Below are 14,240 nucleotides of genomic sequence, written 5' to 3' on the forward strand. Positions count from 1 at the left end.
CACCGGGTCCCCTTTTTTATGGCCGATCGTCGGCAACTTGCGACGGCGATGCTTGCCGCCCCGCCCCGCCAGCCTTGAAGATGCGGGGCGACTGGGGAGTCACCGCATGAAGCCGAAGCCGTCCGCGTCCGTCCTGCGCGTGCTGGCAGCCCTTGGGCTGTCACTCGTCCTGCTGGCCGGCTGCAAGAAGCGCGAACCCGAGGAACTCGCCGGCGCCGCCAGCGAGCCCGCGGCCGCCGTGCGCCAGCTCGCCTCGCACCTGCAGCGCAACGACCTGGTCGCCTTCGCCCGCGACGCCGTGCCGCCCGACCTGCATGCGCGCCTGGAAGCGGCGTGGCGCCAGGACGGGGCGCGCTGGCCGCTCACCGAGTTGCCGCTGGAGGACAAGCTGGTGCCGATGCTGGCCGCGCTGTCGGCGAAGGACGCCGAACGGACCCTGCAGCGCAGCTTCGACCGCCAGTTCGCCCGCCAGGACCGCGACCTGCGCGAAGCCGCGCGCACACTGGGCCTGTTCGGCGTGCAGTACGTGAAGAACGAGGGCGACTACACGCAGGAAGAACGCGACCACTACGCCCAGGTCATCGCCGCCCTGGGCGACTGGGCGCAGCAGGCGCCGCTCGGCGATCCGGCACTGGCCCGCGCCACCCTGGCCAAGCTCGGCCCCGCCGCCCGACGCAGCGGCCTGGCCACCGACGAGGCGCTCGGGCAGGCCGGCATGCAGGGCAGCCTGCACCGGCTGACGCCGCTCTTCATCGAAACGAAGGCCACCTTCGCCCGCTACGGGCTGCCGCTGGACACGACCTTCGCCGACCTGCGCACCGGCCTGGTCCAGCAGAAGGGCGATACGGCCACCGTCCGCATCCATTACCCCCTGGGCGAGCACGAGATCGACACCGTGGTCAGCCTGGAACGCCGGGGCAAGCACTGGTACCTGACCGACTCCTTGCGGCACGCCGAAGAAGTGCTGGCGGCCGTGCAGGCCGACGTGGAGGCCGAGCCGGCGAAGACAACGTCCGAGGGCGACCCCGAGACGCCATGAGACACGGCGCGCACCCCGCGATCCGTCGGACACTGTTGGTCGTCATGTCCACCGCCTTGGCGACGACTGCGCAGGCCCATCCCGGGGGCCTGAACGACGAGGGCTGCCATAACAACCGCAAGACCGGCGAGTACCACTGCCACCGCGGCGCCCCCTCCCACACCGCCACGCCGGCGCGTCCGCAGGATGACGAGCCCGCCCTGCTTGCACCGAAAGGTCCAGCGCGAACGGAATCTCCGCTTGGCCGGCCTTTCCGCAACTGCGCCGAGGCGCGCGCGCATGGCGCGGCTCCAGTGCGGCGAGGCGACCCGGGCTACGGGCCCCATCTGGACCGTGACAACGACGGCGTAGGCTGCGAACCCTACCGGGGCCGCTAAATCCCGCCCGATCAAGCACTTGGCCCGCGGGCGATGCTGTTCGCCCGTCGCGGCAGGCGGACAACGGGCGGGCGCTGGCGTCTGTAACCGCTTTCCAGCCGCCCACGGCCGTGCGCCATAATGCGGCCGATGCCTGAACAAGATCCCCTGCCGTTCCCGGACGCTTCCGCGTCGACGCCCCCGGAGAAGAAGCCGGTCGTCGAGCCTGCGCTCGCCTCCGGAACGACGGCCGACGATGATGCGCCGCTGACCGCCGGCGCCCCGATGACGCCGCCGCCGCCCCCGCGCCAGGCCAAGCGCCCGCTGTGGGCGCGGCTGCTGAGCCGCTTGGCCGATCCGTGGCTGGCGCTCTCGATCGAGCCGGGTACACCCGGCGAACTGCTGGATACCCGTCCGATCTGCTACGTGCTGGAAGACTACGGCCTCTCCAATGCGCTGATCCTGGACCGGGCCTGCCGCGACGCGGGCCTGCCCTCGCCGCTGCTGCCGCTGCCCGTGCCCGGCAATCCGCTCGGCCGGAAGCGTGCGTACGTGGCGCTGTCGCGCCGCAACGCCAGCACGCTGATCCCCGACCAGGTCAGCGCCAAGACCCACTCCGGCTCCCTCGCCAAGCTGCTGCAGGCGCATCGCGCCCATCCGGACCTGGACGTGCAGCTGGTGCCGGTCTCGATCTTCGTCGGCCGCGCGCCGGACAAGCAGAGCGGCTGGTTCTCGGTGCTGTTCTCGGAGAACTGGGCCATCGTCGGCCGCTTCCGCCGCCTGCTGGCCATCCTGCTCAACGGTCGCGGCACCATCGTGCGCTTCGCGCCGCCGGTGTCGCTGCGGAACACCGTCGACGAGGGCCTCGAGCCCGAACGCACGGTGCGCAAGCTGTCGCGCGTGCTCCGCACGCACTTCCACCGCATCCGCGAAGCCATCATCGGCCCCGACCTGTCCACCCGCCGCCTGCTGGTGGACCAGGTGCTGGCCGCCGAGCCGGTGAAGGAAGCCATCGCCGAGCAGGCCAAGCGCGACAAGTCCAAGCCCGAGGACGCGTGGAAGAAGGCGCACGCCTACGCATGGGAAATCGCGGCGGACTATTCCAATCCGGTGGTGCGCTCGGCCAGCTTCCTGCTGAGCCACGTGTGGAACCAGATCTACGACGGCGTGCTGGTCCATCACCTGGACAAGTTCAAGCAGGCCGCACCCGGCCATGAAGTGGTCTACGTGCCCTGCCACCGCAGCCACATGGACTACCTGCTGCTCTCGTACCTGCTGTACGAACGCGGCATCGTGCCGCCGCACATCGCGGCCGGCATCAACCTCAACCTGCCGGTGGTGGGCACGCTGCTGCGCAAGGGCGGTGCGTTCTTCATGCGCCGCAGCTTCCGCGGCAACCCGCTGTATTCGGCGGTGTTCACCGAGTACGTCGCGCAGCTGGTCTCGGGCGGCTACTCGCTGGAGTACTTCATCGAAGGCGGTCGTTCGCGCACGGGCCGCCTGCTGGCGCCCAAGGGCGGCATGATCTCGATGACGGTGCGCGCCTTCCTCCGCCAGCCGCGCAAGCCGGTGCTGTTCCAGCCCGTCTACATCGGCTACGAGAAGCTGCTGGAAGGCACGAGTTACCTGGACGAACTGAGCGGCCGGCCGAAGGAGAAGGAATCCATCTGGGCCGTGCTGTGGGGCATCCCGAAGGTGCTGCGGCAGAACTACGGCCAGGTGGTGGTGAACTTCGGCGAGCCGATCCTGCTCAACGATGCGCTGGCCACGCACGCGCCCGAGTGGGACGGGCAGCCGGTGGGCGAGGAAGAGAAGCCGGCCTGGCTCTCGGACACCGTCGACGCGCTGGCCCAGCAGATCCACGTCAACATCAACCGCGCCGCGGACGTGAACCCGATCAACCTGCTCGCGCTGGCGCTGCTGTCCACGCCGAAGCATGCGATGGGCGAAACCGACCTGATCGCGCAGATCGAACTCTCGAAGACGCTGCTCGCCGAGCTGCCCTACTCGGACCGCGTGACCGTCACCCCGCATTCGCCGGAACGGATCATCGCGCACGCCGAGGAGATCAACATGCTGCAGCGGATCAAGCATCCGCTGGGCGACGTGCTGAGCGTGGACGGCGACACCGCCGTGCTGCTCAGCTACTACCGCAACAACGTGATCCACCTGTTCACGGCATCATCGTGGATCGCCTGCTGTTTCCAGAACAACCGCCGCATGAGCCGTGCCGGCGTGCTGCGTCTGGGCCGCACGCTGTACCCGTTCCTGCAGGAAGAACTGTTCCTGCCGTGGAGCGAGGACGAATTCGCCGAACGCATGGAGCGCACCATCGAGGTGTTCATCCGCGAAGGCCTGCTGCAACAGGTCAACGAGGACGACGGCGGCATCCTGGCGCGCAGCGCCGGCCAGACCGACGAAGTGTTCCGCCTGCGCGCGATCGGGCATTCGCTGCAGCAGGCGTTCGAGCGTTACTACATCGCCATCTCGGTGCTGGTGAAGAACGGCCCCGGCACGCTGGGCGCGGCCGAACTCGAGAGCCTGTGCCAGCAGGCCGCGCAGCGCCTCAGCCTGCTGTACGCGCCGGCCGCGCCGGAATTCTTCGACAAGAGCCTGTTCCGCAGCTTCATCCAGAAACTGCGCGAACTGAAGCTGGTGTGGCCGGACGAGAACAGCAAGCTGCTGTTCGACGACCGCCTGGACGCCTGGGCGCGAGACGCCAAGGCGATCCTGGGCCGCGAACTGCGCCACACCATCGAGAAGGTCAGCCCCGAGGCCGCGCGCCCGGCCGAGCCCGTGCCGACGCAGGACTGACGCGCGTCAGTAGCCGAGGTTGAAGCTGCGCGTCAGCCACGCTTTCGCGGGCAGCGCGCGCGACGGATCCCGGACGAGGCGATGCAGCGGCGAACCGCACTCGGACAGGTGCGGTTCGTCGTCCAGCACGAGCACCATGCGCAGCAGGTCCACCCCGCCCGGCAGGATCGCCGGCGGCAGGTACTCGCGGAAGCCGTAGTGCTCGAAGACATCGTGCAGGAAGGGTTCGCAGGCCAGCAGGCAGAACTGGATCCGCGACTCCTGCGCCCAACGGTAGGCGTCCTCCAGCAGCCGGTCCACGACGGGCTTGCTGCGCTGGTCCGCCTGGACGGCGAAGCGCGTGCCCACGGCGACCTGCGACAGCGGCCAGGTGCGTGCGAACGCGTCGATCTGGAACAGGCTGCCGTACTCCACCTGCACGGCGAGCGGCGAGAAGTCGTGCAGCCGCAGCGTGGCGATCGAATGGGCGCCCTTCTCCACCGAGAGGGTCGTGCCGCAGACGTCGAGGCCGTCGGTGACGCGCTTGCTGCGGTCGCCGGCCTGGCCCTGTTCGTGGAAGTACACCTCGCGTCGCAGGCGCGGCACATCACCCAGCGGGTCGCCCGGTGCGATCCGCCGCACACGCAGGCCCAGTCCTGCCGTCGCCTCCTCGGCCGAACCCGTGGCGGCCAGCGCTTCGCGCAGGCGCGGATCCATGCGGTGACTGAAGGGTTTGTCCTGCTCCATGCCGCTCCCTCGCCACGGCGCGTGGGGCGCGCATGGCTTGTCGTTGGGAACCGTGGCGCCGGCAGGACGGCATACGGGTCGTGGGTCGTAGGGGAAACCCCCACATCCGGTACTGAAGCAAGCATCGGGCCAACTGTGAGCAGACCGCGTCCACGCCGCTGCGACGGCGCGTCACGCCCGGTTTTCAGTCACTTGGCGGGAACCACATGCGGATGCGTCCCGCCATGGATGGCCATGGGTGACGCCCCGCGTCAGATTCGGCCGGCACGGGTGCCGGCGGCGGGGGTCAGGCGGGCTCGTCCGGAATCAGCGCGCTCTCGAGCCGTGCGATGCAGTCCTTCAGCCACAGCTTGCGCTTCTTCAGGCGCTTGATGGCCACCTCATCGGCGTCGGCGTCGTCCACCAGCTTCGCGATGGCCTCGTCGAGGTCCCGATGCTCCACGCGGAGTTCGGCGATCTTCTGGGCGACATCGGAGGGGTTGCTGGCTTCCATTCGGCGAGCGTACACCGGCCGCGCTGAGCCCGTCACCGCGCCCCGGTACAATGTTGCCATGAGCACCGTCCTACCCCTGCCCGACCCCATCCTGCGCCGCCCGGCCGCCGATCCTCGGCGTGCGGTGCACGAGCAGGGCAAGCTGGGCAAGCGCCTGCGCCGGCAGGTGGGCCAGGCCATCGCCGACTTCGGCATGATCGAGGAAGGCGACAAGGTGATGGTGTGCCTGTCCGGCGGCAAGGACAGCTACACGATGCTGGACATCCTGTTGCAGCTGCAGAAGAAGGCGCCGGTCCGCTTCGAACTGGTCGCGGTCAACCTGGACCAGAAGCAGCCGGATTTTCCCGAACACGTGCTGCCGGCGTACCTGGCCTCGGTAGGCGTGCCGTACCACATCATCGAACAGGACACCTATTCGGTGGTCAGCCGGGTGATACCGGAAGGCAAGACGATGTGCTCGCTGTGCTCGCGCCTGCGCCGCGGCGCGCTGTACAGCTACGCCGAGGAGAACGGCTTCACCAAGATCGCGCTGGGCCACCATCGCGACGACCTGGTGGCGACGTTCTTCCTCAACATGTTCTTCCACGCCAAGCTCTCGGGCATGCCGCCCAAGCTGCTGTCGGACAACGGCAAGCACGTGGTGATCCGCCCGCTGGCCTACGTGCGTGAGGACGACATCGCCGAGTACGCCGAGGCCAAGGCCTTCCCGATCATCCCCTGCAACCTGTGCGGCAGCCAGGAGAACCTGCAGCGCAAGCAGGTCAAGAAGATGATGGACACCTGGGAGCGCGAGACCCCCGGCCGCATCGAGACCATCGCCCGCGCGCTGGGCGATATCCGTCCTTCGCAGCTGAGCGACCCCAACCTGTTCGATTTCCTGTCGCTGGGCCACCGGGACGGCGCCGCGCTGCCCGATGCCCACGCCTGGCTGGCCGGCGAACCGCACGCCGACGCCGAAACGCTGGCCTGACCCCACCCGTTCCGTTCCCTCCGTCCTGCACGGGCGGAGCGACCTTTCTTCATTTTGGATAGTCGATGTTCTTCCGCAATCTCACGCTGTTCCGCTTCCCCACCGCCCTCGATTTCTCCCAGCTCGACGAGCTGCTCCCCGAAGCCGCGCTCAAACCGGTCGGCCCGCTGGAGCTGTCGTCGCGCGGCTTCATCTCGCCGTTCGGTCGCGGCGAAGCGGCACTGTCCCACCGCATCAACGACGCGATCTGGCTGAGCGTCGGCGGTGAGGACAAGATCCTGCCGGGCGCGGTGGTCAACGACCTGCTGCAGAAGAAGCTGCTCGAGATCGAAGAGAAGGAAGGCCGCAAGCCCGGCGGCAAGACCCGCAAGCGCTTGAAGGACGACCTGCTGCACGAGCTGCTGCCGCGCGCCTTCGTCAAACCCTCGCGCACCGACGCGCTGATCGACCTGGAGCACGGCTTCATCGCCGTCGATGCATCCTCGCGCAAGACCGGCGAGAACGTGGTCTCGGAAGTGCGCCGCGCGCTGGGCAGCTTCCCCGCCCTGCCGCTCAATGCCGAAGTCGCGCCGCGCAACGTGCTGACCGGCTGGATCGCCGGCGAACCGCTGCCGGAAGGCCTGTCGCTGGGCGAGGAGTGCGAGCTCAAGGACGCGATGGAAGGCGGCGCGGTGGTGAAGTGCCAGAACCAGGAACTGCAGAGCGACGAGATCGCCAAGCACCTGGAAGCCGGCAAGCAGGTCACCAAGCTGGCGTTGGTGCTGGACGACCACGTGTCGTTCGTCCTCGGCGAAGACCTGATCGTGCGCAAGCTGAAGTTCCTCGACGGCGCGGTCGACCAGTTGGAGAACACCGAGCACGACGACCTGCGCGCCGAGCTCGACGCCCGCTTCGCCCTGATGGCCGGCGAGCTGAAACGATTGTTCCTGGTGCTGGAACACGCACTGAAGCTCAGCAAGGCGGACTGAACCCCGCCCGCGCCACGTCGCGGCTATGATGCGTCCATGCCGTCCCTGCTCCATCGCCTGATCGCCCGCACGCCCCGCAGCGTCGAGCGCGACACGGTCACGCTGGCGCTCGACGATGGCCGGTCGCTGGAGGTGCAGCGCGTGCGCGACCCGCGCGCCAAGCGCCTGAAGCTGAGCGTCGACGAACGCGGGGCGCGGCTCACGCTGCCCTGGCGCGCCAGCCTGGTATCGGGCGACCGCTTCCTGCAGCAACATCGGGACTGGCTGGCCGAGCAGCTCTCGCGATACGCGCCGGATGAAGAGATCGCCGCGCTTACGCCGGGCGTCACCGCGACCCTGCCGTTGCGCGGCGACGATCTTCCGCTGCACTGGCACGAAGGGCGCTTCACCCGCATCACGCGACACGAGGACGGCATCCACGTCGCGCTGTCCGCACGCACCGGTGACGCCACGCTGCGCAAGACACTGCGTGCGTTCTACGAAGCCGAGGCGCGCGCCGACATCGGTCGCTGGCTGCCCGGCTATCTCGCCGGCCTGCCCCGCGCGCCGCGCCAGATCCGGCTGAAGGTGATGTCTTCGCAGTGGGGCTCGCTCGCACCCGACGGTACGCTCACCCTGGACCTGGCCCTGGTCCTCGGACGTCCCTCGGCGTTCGAGTACGTGCTGGTCCACGAGCTCTGCCATCTGCTGCAGGCCAATCACTCGCCCGCGTTCTGGCGGGAAGTGGAGGCGCGTTTCCCCGGGTGGCGGGATGAGCGCGCGTATTTCCACGCCGAAGGACGGCGCCTGAAGTCGCGCCTGCATCGGCTGTTGTCCGGCGACTGACCGACGCGACACGACACGATGCGCTGTCCTGCGTGGCACGCGGGTCGCGAATGGAAAGGAGCCGGGAGCCCGGTGGCCCGCAAGGAACGGGGGCCACGCTCCCGGCGCCCGTCTCCCAACCGACGCTCTCCATGTCACACGCCGCGCCTTCCGCCGAGCGTTCCCTCGACCGTGCCGCCCAGGCCGAATCCAGCGACGCCACGCCGGCACTTACACCGTTCTCGCCGTGCGCAGCGCCGTCATCGGAGAACGCCACCACCATTGCGGCGCGACGGGCCTTGATGAGCCGCAAGGGACTGACGGTGGAGGAAGCGGCGCAGCGCGCGCATGCCCGCCGACGCGATGCCGGCACGTCGCGCCGCATGGGTCGCAACGACTGGCTGATGATCGCCGCCGCGGCAAGCGGCGGGTGGCTGGCCTGGCGGGGTAGCACCCTCTCGTCGCAGGCCCCGTTGCTGATCGGATACGCCCTGCTCGCCCTGGTGCTGGTGGCGCTGCTGGCCCGCGCGACGCGCACGCCTTCACGGTCGCCGCTCGACACGTTCTATCTGCCGGACGAAATGCCCGCCACCTCCGAGGACATCGCCCTGTTGCGGCGCCTTGCCGGCGAGGATGCGGAGCTGGAAGCCATCACGAACGCGTGGTGGCGCAGCATGGCGCCGATCCGCAAAGGCGACATCCGCCTGGCCCTGGAGCTGCGGCGCGCGAAGCGGGGTTGATCAACCGCGCAGGAAATCGCCGATCATGTCGGCGACCGCGGCAGGATCTTCCATGTGGAGATGGTGGATGCCGGCGATGACATGCAGACGGCCGTCCGGCAGCAGCTGCGCGCGTTGCGTGCGCAGCGGCTCGGGGAAGTAGGCCTGCGGCGGATCGGCGTAGACCACCGTCGTGGGACAGGCGATGCCGGCAACGAGTCGCGCGAGCTGCGGCTCGCTCAGGCGCTGCGGCGTGGGCAGCGTGAGCCGGGGATCGCTGCTCCAGACATAACCGTCGTCCACCGCGCGCACGCCGCGCTCGACCAGCAGCCGTGCCGCGGCTTCGCTCAACTGATTGGCCTGCATGCGGGCACGCACCGGCGACGCGAGGTCGGCGAACACGCGCAGCTTCTTGCCCGGCAGCGCACGCGCCGCGGCGATGGCCTCGCGCCAGCGGTCGGCGGTGCGTTCGACGGTTTCCGCCAGCCCGCCCAGCGCTTCGATCACCACCAGGCGCTGCACGCGCTCCGGCACCGAGGCCGCCACCAGGCTCGCGATGCCGGCGCCCATCGAGTGGCCCAGCAGCGAAAACGTCTCCCAGCCCAGCGCATCGGCGATGTCGAGCACGGCATTCACCGCCACACCGCTGGTGTATTCCGCACCGGGCGCGAGGTGGGCACTGGCGCCATGTCCCGGCAGGTCGGGTGCGACCAGCTGCACGCCCGCCAGATAGGGTGCCAGCGGGACGAAGCTCGCCGCATTGTCGAGCCAACCATGCAGCGCGATCACGCGCGTGCCCTCGCCCTCGCTGCGCAGGCCGGTGATGCGTCCCAGCGGGATCTGCAGCTCGAAGTCGCGCAGCATCATGCTGCGGCACCACCCGCGGCGCGGCGCGCCAGCGTCGCCAGCGCATCCGCGTGCGCATCGCCGTCGTTGAGGCACGGCAGGTAGCGCAGTTCGCCGCCCGCGTGGGCGAATTCCTCCGCCAGGCCGAGGCCCACTTCCTCCAGCGTCTCCAGGCAATCGACAGCGAAGCCCGGGCAGACGACATCCACCTTGCGTACGCCGCGTGCGGCCAGCGCGCGGAGCGTGACGTCGGTCGCCGGCTCCAGCCAGCGCTCCTTGCCGAAGCGCGACTGGTAGGTCAGCGTCCATGCGTCGTCCGGCAGGCCCAACGCCTGCACGATCGCGCGCGTGCTGGCTTCGCACTGCTGCGGATACGGATCGCCCGCGCGCGCCACGCGCTGCGGCAGGCCATGGTAGGAGAACAGCAGATGCTCGCCCGCGCCGCGCACGGCGCGCCATGAACGGATGGAGGCGACGACGGCCGCCAGCCAACCGGGATCGACGGCGTACTCCTCGATGAAATGCACCTGCAACCCGCCGCCGTCCCGCGCCACCACATCGCGGACCGACTCGGTCGTCGTCGTCGAGTATTGCGGATACAGCGGCAGCACGACGACCCGTTGCACGCCGTCCTTGCGCAGGGCCTGCAGGCGGGACGCCAGCGAAGGTTCGCCGTAGCGCATCGCATCCACCACCCGCCACTGCGGCAGGCGGGCCTGCACCGCCGCGGCCAGGCGACGCGTGTAGACCGCCAAGGGCGAACCTTCGGGCAGCCAGATGCTGGCGTACTTGGCCGCCGCCTTCGGCCCGCGCAGCGGCAGGATGAGGCCGTGCAGCAGCGGCAGCCACGCAATGCGCGGAATCTGCACGACCCGACGATCGCTGAGGAACTCCCCCAGATAGCGACGCACCGCCGGTGCGGTGGGCGCCTCGGGCGTACCGAGATTGACGATGAGCAGGGCGGTGGCAGGCGTATCGGGCATGGGCGCTATTGTGTCAGAGCGCCGGCACGCGTCAGCACAGATTCATGCGGTCACGCCTACTTTCAATCGGTTGCAGCATCCTGCTGCGAGACCTTCTCCGGAGTCCGCCATGAACCGCACCTCCCGCCGCCTGCTGCCGCCCACCGCCCTCGCCCTGGCCGCCGCCCTGTTCGCAGGCCAGGCCATCGCCGGGCCGAAGGAAGACGAGCGCGCGACCAACGCGGTCCGCGTGCTCAACGAGATCCAGCGCATTCCCGAGAACGGGATCCCCGACAAGCTGCTGGACGAAGGCAAGGCGATCATCGTCATCCCCGACACGCTGAAAGCGGGCCTGGTCATCGGAGGTCGTCGCGGCCATGGCCTGATGTCGGTCAAGACGGGCGACGGCAGCTGGTCGCAACCCGTCTTCATCAAGCTCACCGGCGGCAGCATCGGCTTCCAGGCCGGCGTGCAGTCCTCGGACGTGGTGCTGGTGTTCCGCAACGACCGTTCGCTGGACTCCATCGTCAACGGCAAGTTCACCCTCGGCGCCGATGCCGGCGTGGCCGCGGGTCCGGTGGGCCGCAACGCCACCGCCGCGACCGATGGCCAGCTGAAGGCCGAGATCTGGTCGTGGTCGCGTGCGCGCGGCCTGTTCGCAGGCGTCGCCCTGGATGGCGCGGTGCTGCAGATCGACGACGAAGCCAACACTTCCGTCTACGGCAGCGCCGCCACACCGCGCGCCATCTTCGAGAGCCGCGCCGGCCAGCCCTCCGATGCCGTGGTCGGGTTCCGCGACCAGCTGGAAGAAGTCACCGAGCTGGCCCGCGGCAATCGCGGCACCACCGGCGCCGTGGCGCGCGCCACGACCCCGGCGCCGGTGATCGCGCCAGTCGTGGTGGAAGCCCCGGCGCCGACGCAGACGCAGGGCTTCCAGCCGGTTCAGGAAGGCGAAGTCCGCACGGAGCCGCTGGACGGCACGCCCTGACGGAAGTCATGGGGTGTGGGTCCACATCCTCACCCCCCGGCTGCGCTATCCTGAGCGTCCCTACTTTTCTGCGAGCACACCATGGGCGGTTTGAGCATCTGGCATTGGATCATCGTGCTGGTGGTCGTGCTGCTGGTCTTCGGCACCAAGCGTCTGCGTAGCGCCGGCAAGGACCTGGGCGAGGCCGTGAAGGGCTTCAAGGAAGGCATGCGCGACGACAAGGCGGCCGGCCAGCTGGGCGACCAGTCCCGCAACGAAGAGTCCAGCGCCTCCAAAGAGCGCGACCGCGACGCCAGCTGATCCGGCGGGGCACCCGCCGCGACCATGTTCGACATCGGTTTCAGTGAACTGCTGGTCATCGCGGTCGTCGCGTTGATCGTGCTCGGCCCCGAACGCCTGCCCAAGGCGGCGCGGTTCGCCGGCCTGTGGGTGCGCCGCGCGCGCGCGCAGTGGTACTCGGTCAAGGACGAACTCGAGCGCGAGCTCGCGTCCGAGGAACTGAAGCGCAACCTCAAGGACGCCCAGGACGCATTGCGCGACACCGAGCAGCGCATCCGCGACAGCGCGCGAGAGACCGAGCGCCAGTTCGAGGAAGTCCGCACGGCCGCACGCGACGATGCCAGGGCGCTGCGCGACGATGTCGAGTCCGCGATCACCCCGCCCGCGCTCGCCAAGCCGCAGGTGACAGCGGACGCGCCGGATCCGGTGATGGAGGAGGAAGGCCGCCTCGCGTCGACGACCGATACGCATGACGACGTGCCGGCGGATGAAGCGCAGGCGCCCGACATCGGTACCACGGCCGACCTGTTCCCGCCGAAGGAGTCGCGATGAACCGCGAGGCGCCGGGGCAGGAAGCCGAAAGCAGCCTGATGGAGCACCTGCTGGAGCTGCGTACGCGGCTGGTGCGCGGGCTCACAGGCACCGGCCTCATCCTGCTGGCGCTGCTGCCGTTCGTGCGGCAGCTGTACGACCATCTCGCCCGTCCGCTGATCTCCCAGCTGCCCGCCGGGCAGGCGACGCAGATGATCGCCAGCGATCCCACGTCGGGGTTCTTCGCGCCGATCAAGCTGGCGTTCTTCCTGGCGTTGTTCCTTTCTTCGCCCTGGTTGCTGTTCCAGGCGTGGAGTTTCGTGGCACCCGGCCTGTACAAGCATGAGAAGCGGCTGGCCATGCCGCTGCTGGTCTCCGCGATCGCGCTGTTCTACGCGGGTTGCGCGTTCGCGTACTTCCTCGTGCTGCCCAGCGTCTTCCATGCGCTGACCGTCTTTACGCCGGACATCGTGACGCTGGCACCGGATCCGGCGAAGTACCTGGACTTCGTGATGGTCATCTTCCTGGCCTTCGGCGTCAGCTTCGAGCTGCCCGTGGCCCTGGTCATCATGGTCCTGCTGGGCTGGGTGACGCCGCAGCAGCTGCGTGAAGGCCGCGGCTACGCCATCGTCGGCGTGTTCGTCATCGCCGCCCTGATCACCCCGCCGGACGTGGTGTCGCAGCTGATGCTCGCCATTCCGATGTGCCTGTTGTACGAAGTAGGCATCGTGGCGGCCGGGTGGCTAAAGCCGCGCCCCGTCGAACCCTGAGCCTGCGCTACGCCGCAGCGCGCCCGGGTGGTGAACCCTCGGTCTTCCGTACCTAGGCCGTCGCGACTTGCGACTGACGTATCTCAGACTTCGATATGGCTGGGCGCGGATGCGGAGGTAGCCGACGCGACGTGGCCCATCATCTGCCGCCATGCGGCATACGCCGCACCGGCCAGCACCGGCATTACGACGGCCATCAGCACGAACTGCCACAGGCCCATCGCGAGCGTCGGGCCCAGTACCAGCGACAGCAGCGAGGCCACCAGCAGCGAGCCCGTGCCGACGGCGAAGATCGCGATGCCGGCCAACAGGTAGAACACCAGCATCGCGGTCCAGTTGTGGGCGCAGGCGCGCAGGCTGTTGCGCATCGCGTCGACGACATGCGTGTTCGAGAACAGGATCTGCGGCGACGCGATGAACGTCATCCACTTCACCGCCACGAACACCACCGCGACCAGCAACAGCCAGAGCAGCAGGCGTCCGGCGGGCAGTCCTTCGACCAGGGCGGGATCGGGCTGGCCGCCGGCCGCGGCGATGGCCTGCATCTTCTGGTAGACGTCCGCCAGGTGCTGCAGCTGTTCGGTGCCCACCATGACGAAGAGGAGCGCACCCATCACCAGTGCGGCCGCCAGTTGGGGCAGCAGCGTGATCACCAGGGCCAGCGCATGGCCGTCGCGCACCGGCTGCAGCAGGTTGGACGGCGTGGCGTGGCGACCTTCGTCCACCTCGCGCACGGCCCACAGCATGCCGGCGAAGAACAACGGACCCGCCAGCACCAGCAGGAACTGCATCGCCAGCAGCGTGGCCGGCAGCATCACCGCCACCAGCATCACGACCATCGAGAGCATCCCCCACAGGACGGCCAGCGTCGCCAGCGGCACCGGCGCCCGCTTCAGCAGGGCGCAGCCCGCCAGCAGCCATTCCGCGCCGGCACTGGCCGGCACCTTGTTGATCGTCGACATCGGGGTTCTCTGG

16 protein-coding genes are annotated in these 14,240 nt (G+C 69.2%); 11 read left to right on the forward strand and 5 right to left on the reverse strand.

All coding sequences use genetic code 11. The features are described from left to right. Window positions 1-106 precede the first annotated feature (106 nt). The 3 genes from BLT45_RS00135 to plsB all read left to right on the forward strand — a co-directional run bounded on the left by BLT45_RS00135 (window position 107) and on the right by plsB (window position 4,209). On the forward strand, window positions 107-1,039 hold the full coding sequence (locus BLT45_RS00135; RefSeq protein ID WP_093293516.1) for a hypothetical protein: 933 nt from the start codon (window positions 107-109) through the stop codon (window positions 1,037-1,039). 44 nt (window positions 1,040-1,083) lie between these two features. Further along, entirely contained in the window at window positions 1,084-1,416 is a 333-nt protein-coding gene (locus BLT45_RS18645; protein ID WP_217629518.1) for an excalibur calcium-binding domain-containing protein, read from the forward strand. Between the two features lie 120 nt (window positions 1,417-1,536). Next, on the forward strand, window positions 1,537-4,209 hold the full coding sequence (gene plsB / locus BLT45_RS00145) for a glycerol-3-phosphate 1-O-acyltransferase PlsB (RefSeq protein ID WP_093293526.1): 2,673 nt from the start codon (window positions 1,537-1,539) through the stop codon (window positions 4,207-4,209). A gap of 6 nt (window positions 4,210-4,215) precedes the next feature. Here plsB and BLT45_RS00150 read toward each other — a convergent pair whose 3' ends face one another. Both BLT45_RS00150 and BLT45_RS00155 read right to left on the reverse strand, forming a co-directional pair. Beyond that, window positions 4,216-4,935 (reverse strand): N-acyl amino acid synthase FeeM domain-containing protein, encoded by a 720-nt coding sequence (locus tag BLT45_RS00150; RefSeq protein ID WP_093293531.1) that lies wholly within the window; start codon window positions 4,933-4,935, stop codon window positions 4,216-4,218. Between the two features lie 286 nt (window positions 4,936-5,221). Further along, on the reverse strand, window positions 5,222-5,428 hold the full coding sequence (locus BLT45_RS00155) for a YdcH family protein (protein ID WP_093293536.1): 207 nt from the start codon (window positions 5,426-5,428) through the stop codon (window positions 5,222-5,224). Between the two features lie 58 nt (window positions 5,429-5,486). Between BLT45_RS00155 and ttcA the strand changes: the two genes are divergently transcribed. From ttcA to BLT45_RS00175, 4 genes are all read left to right on the forward strand, one after another. Further along, the gene (gene ttcA, locus BLT45_RS00160; RefSeq protein ID WP_093293541.1) at window positions 5,487-6,398 is read left to right on the forward strand and encodes a tRNA 2-thiocytidine(32) synthetase TtcA; all 912 of its coding nucleotides are present in this window, start codon (window positions 5,487-5,489) and stop codon (window positions 6,396-6,398) included. A gap of 65 nt (window positions 6,399-6,463) precedes the next feature. After that, entirely contained in the window at window positions 6,464-7,366 is a 903-nt protein-coding gene (locus BLT45_RS00165) for a recombination-associated protein RdgC (RefSeq protein ID WP_093293546.1), read from the forward strand. Window positions 7,367-7,402: 36 nt separating this feature from the next. Next, entirely contained in the window at window positions 7,403-8,191 is a 789-nt protein-coding gene (locus BLT45_RS00170) for a M48 family metallopeptidase (protein ID WP_093293549.1), read from the forward strand. A gap of 131 nt (window positions 8,192-8,322) precedes the next feature. Further along, window positions 8,323-8,910, forward strand: a complete 588-nt coding sequence (locus tag BLT45_RS00175) for a hypothetical protein (RefSeq protein WP_139187819.1) — start codon at window positions 8,323-8,325, stop codon at window positions 8,908-8,910. On the opposite strand, the gene BLT45_RS00180 is transcribed toward BLT45_RS00175, so the two are convergent. Beyond that, entirely contained in the window at window positions 8,911-9,756 is an 846-nt protein-coding gene (locus BLT45_RS00180; RefSeq protein WP_093293558.1) for an alpha/beta fold hydrolase, read from the reverse strand. Then, window positions 9,753-10,718: a ferrochelatase gene (gene hemH / locus BLT45_RS00185; RefSeq protein WP_093293562.1), complete on the reverse strand. Its 966-nt coding sequence runs from the start codon at window positions 10,716-10,718 to the stop codon at window positions 9,753-9,755. Before hemH ends, BLT45_RS00180 begins: the two co-directional genes overlap by 4 nt. 109 nt (window positions 10,719-10,827) lie before the next feature. On the opposite strand from hemH, the gene BLT45_RS00190 reads away from it, so the two are divergent. From BLT45_RS00190 to tatC, 4 genes are all read left to right on the forward strand, one after another. After that, window positions 10,828-11,685, forward strand: coding sequence for a lipid-binding SYLF domain-containing protein (locus tag BLT45_RS00190; RefSeq protein ID WP_254771749.1), 858 nt, complete (start codon window positions 10,828-10,830; stop codon window positions 11,683-11,685). An 81-nt stretch (window positions 11,686-11,766) separates the two neighbouring features. After that, the gene (tatA, locus tag BLT45_RS00195; protein WP_093293572.1) at window positions 11,767-11,985 is read left to right on the forward strand and encodes a Sec-independent protein translocase subunit TatA; all 219 of its coding nucleotides are present in this window, start codon (window positions 11,767-11,769) and stop codon (window positions 11,983-11,985) included. A 24-nt stretch (window positions 11,986-12,009) separates the two neighbouring features. Further along, on the forward strand, window positions 12,010-12,516 hold the full coding sequence (gene tatB, locus BLT45_RS18440; RefSeq protein ID WP_254771750.1) for a Sec-independent protein translocase protein TatB: 507 nt from the start codon (window positions 12,010-12,012) through the stop codon (window positions 12,514-12,516). Beyond that, window positions 12,513-13,265, forward strand: a complete 753-nt coding sequence (tatC, locus tag BLT45_RS00205) for a twin-arginine translocase subunit TatC (RefSeq protein ID WP_093293583.1) — start codon at window positions 12,513-12,515, stop codon at window positions 13,263-13,265. The genes tatB and tatC overlap by 4 nt, the downstream gene beginning before the upstream one ends. Before the next feature lie 83 nt (window positions 13,266-13,348). Here tatC and BLT45_RS00210 read toward each other — a convergent pair whose 3' ends face one another. After that, the gene (locus BLT45_RS00210) at window positions 13,349-14,227 is read right to left on the reverse strand and encodes a BPSS1780 family membrane protein (RefSeq protein ID WP_093293587.1); all 879 of its coding nucleotides are present in this window, start codon (window positions 14,225-14,227) and stop codon (window positions 13,349-13,351) included. Window positions 14,228-14,240 lie beyond the last annotated feature (13 nt).

Source organism: Pseudoxanthomonas sp. CF385 (assembly GCF_900104255.1).
Lineage (GTDB): Bacteria > Pseudomonadota > Gammaproteobacteria > Xanthomonadales > Xanthomonadaceae > Pseudoxanthomonas_A.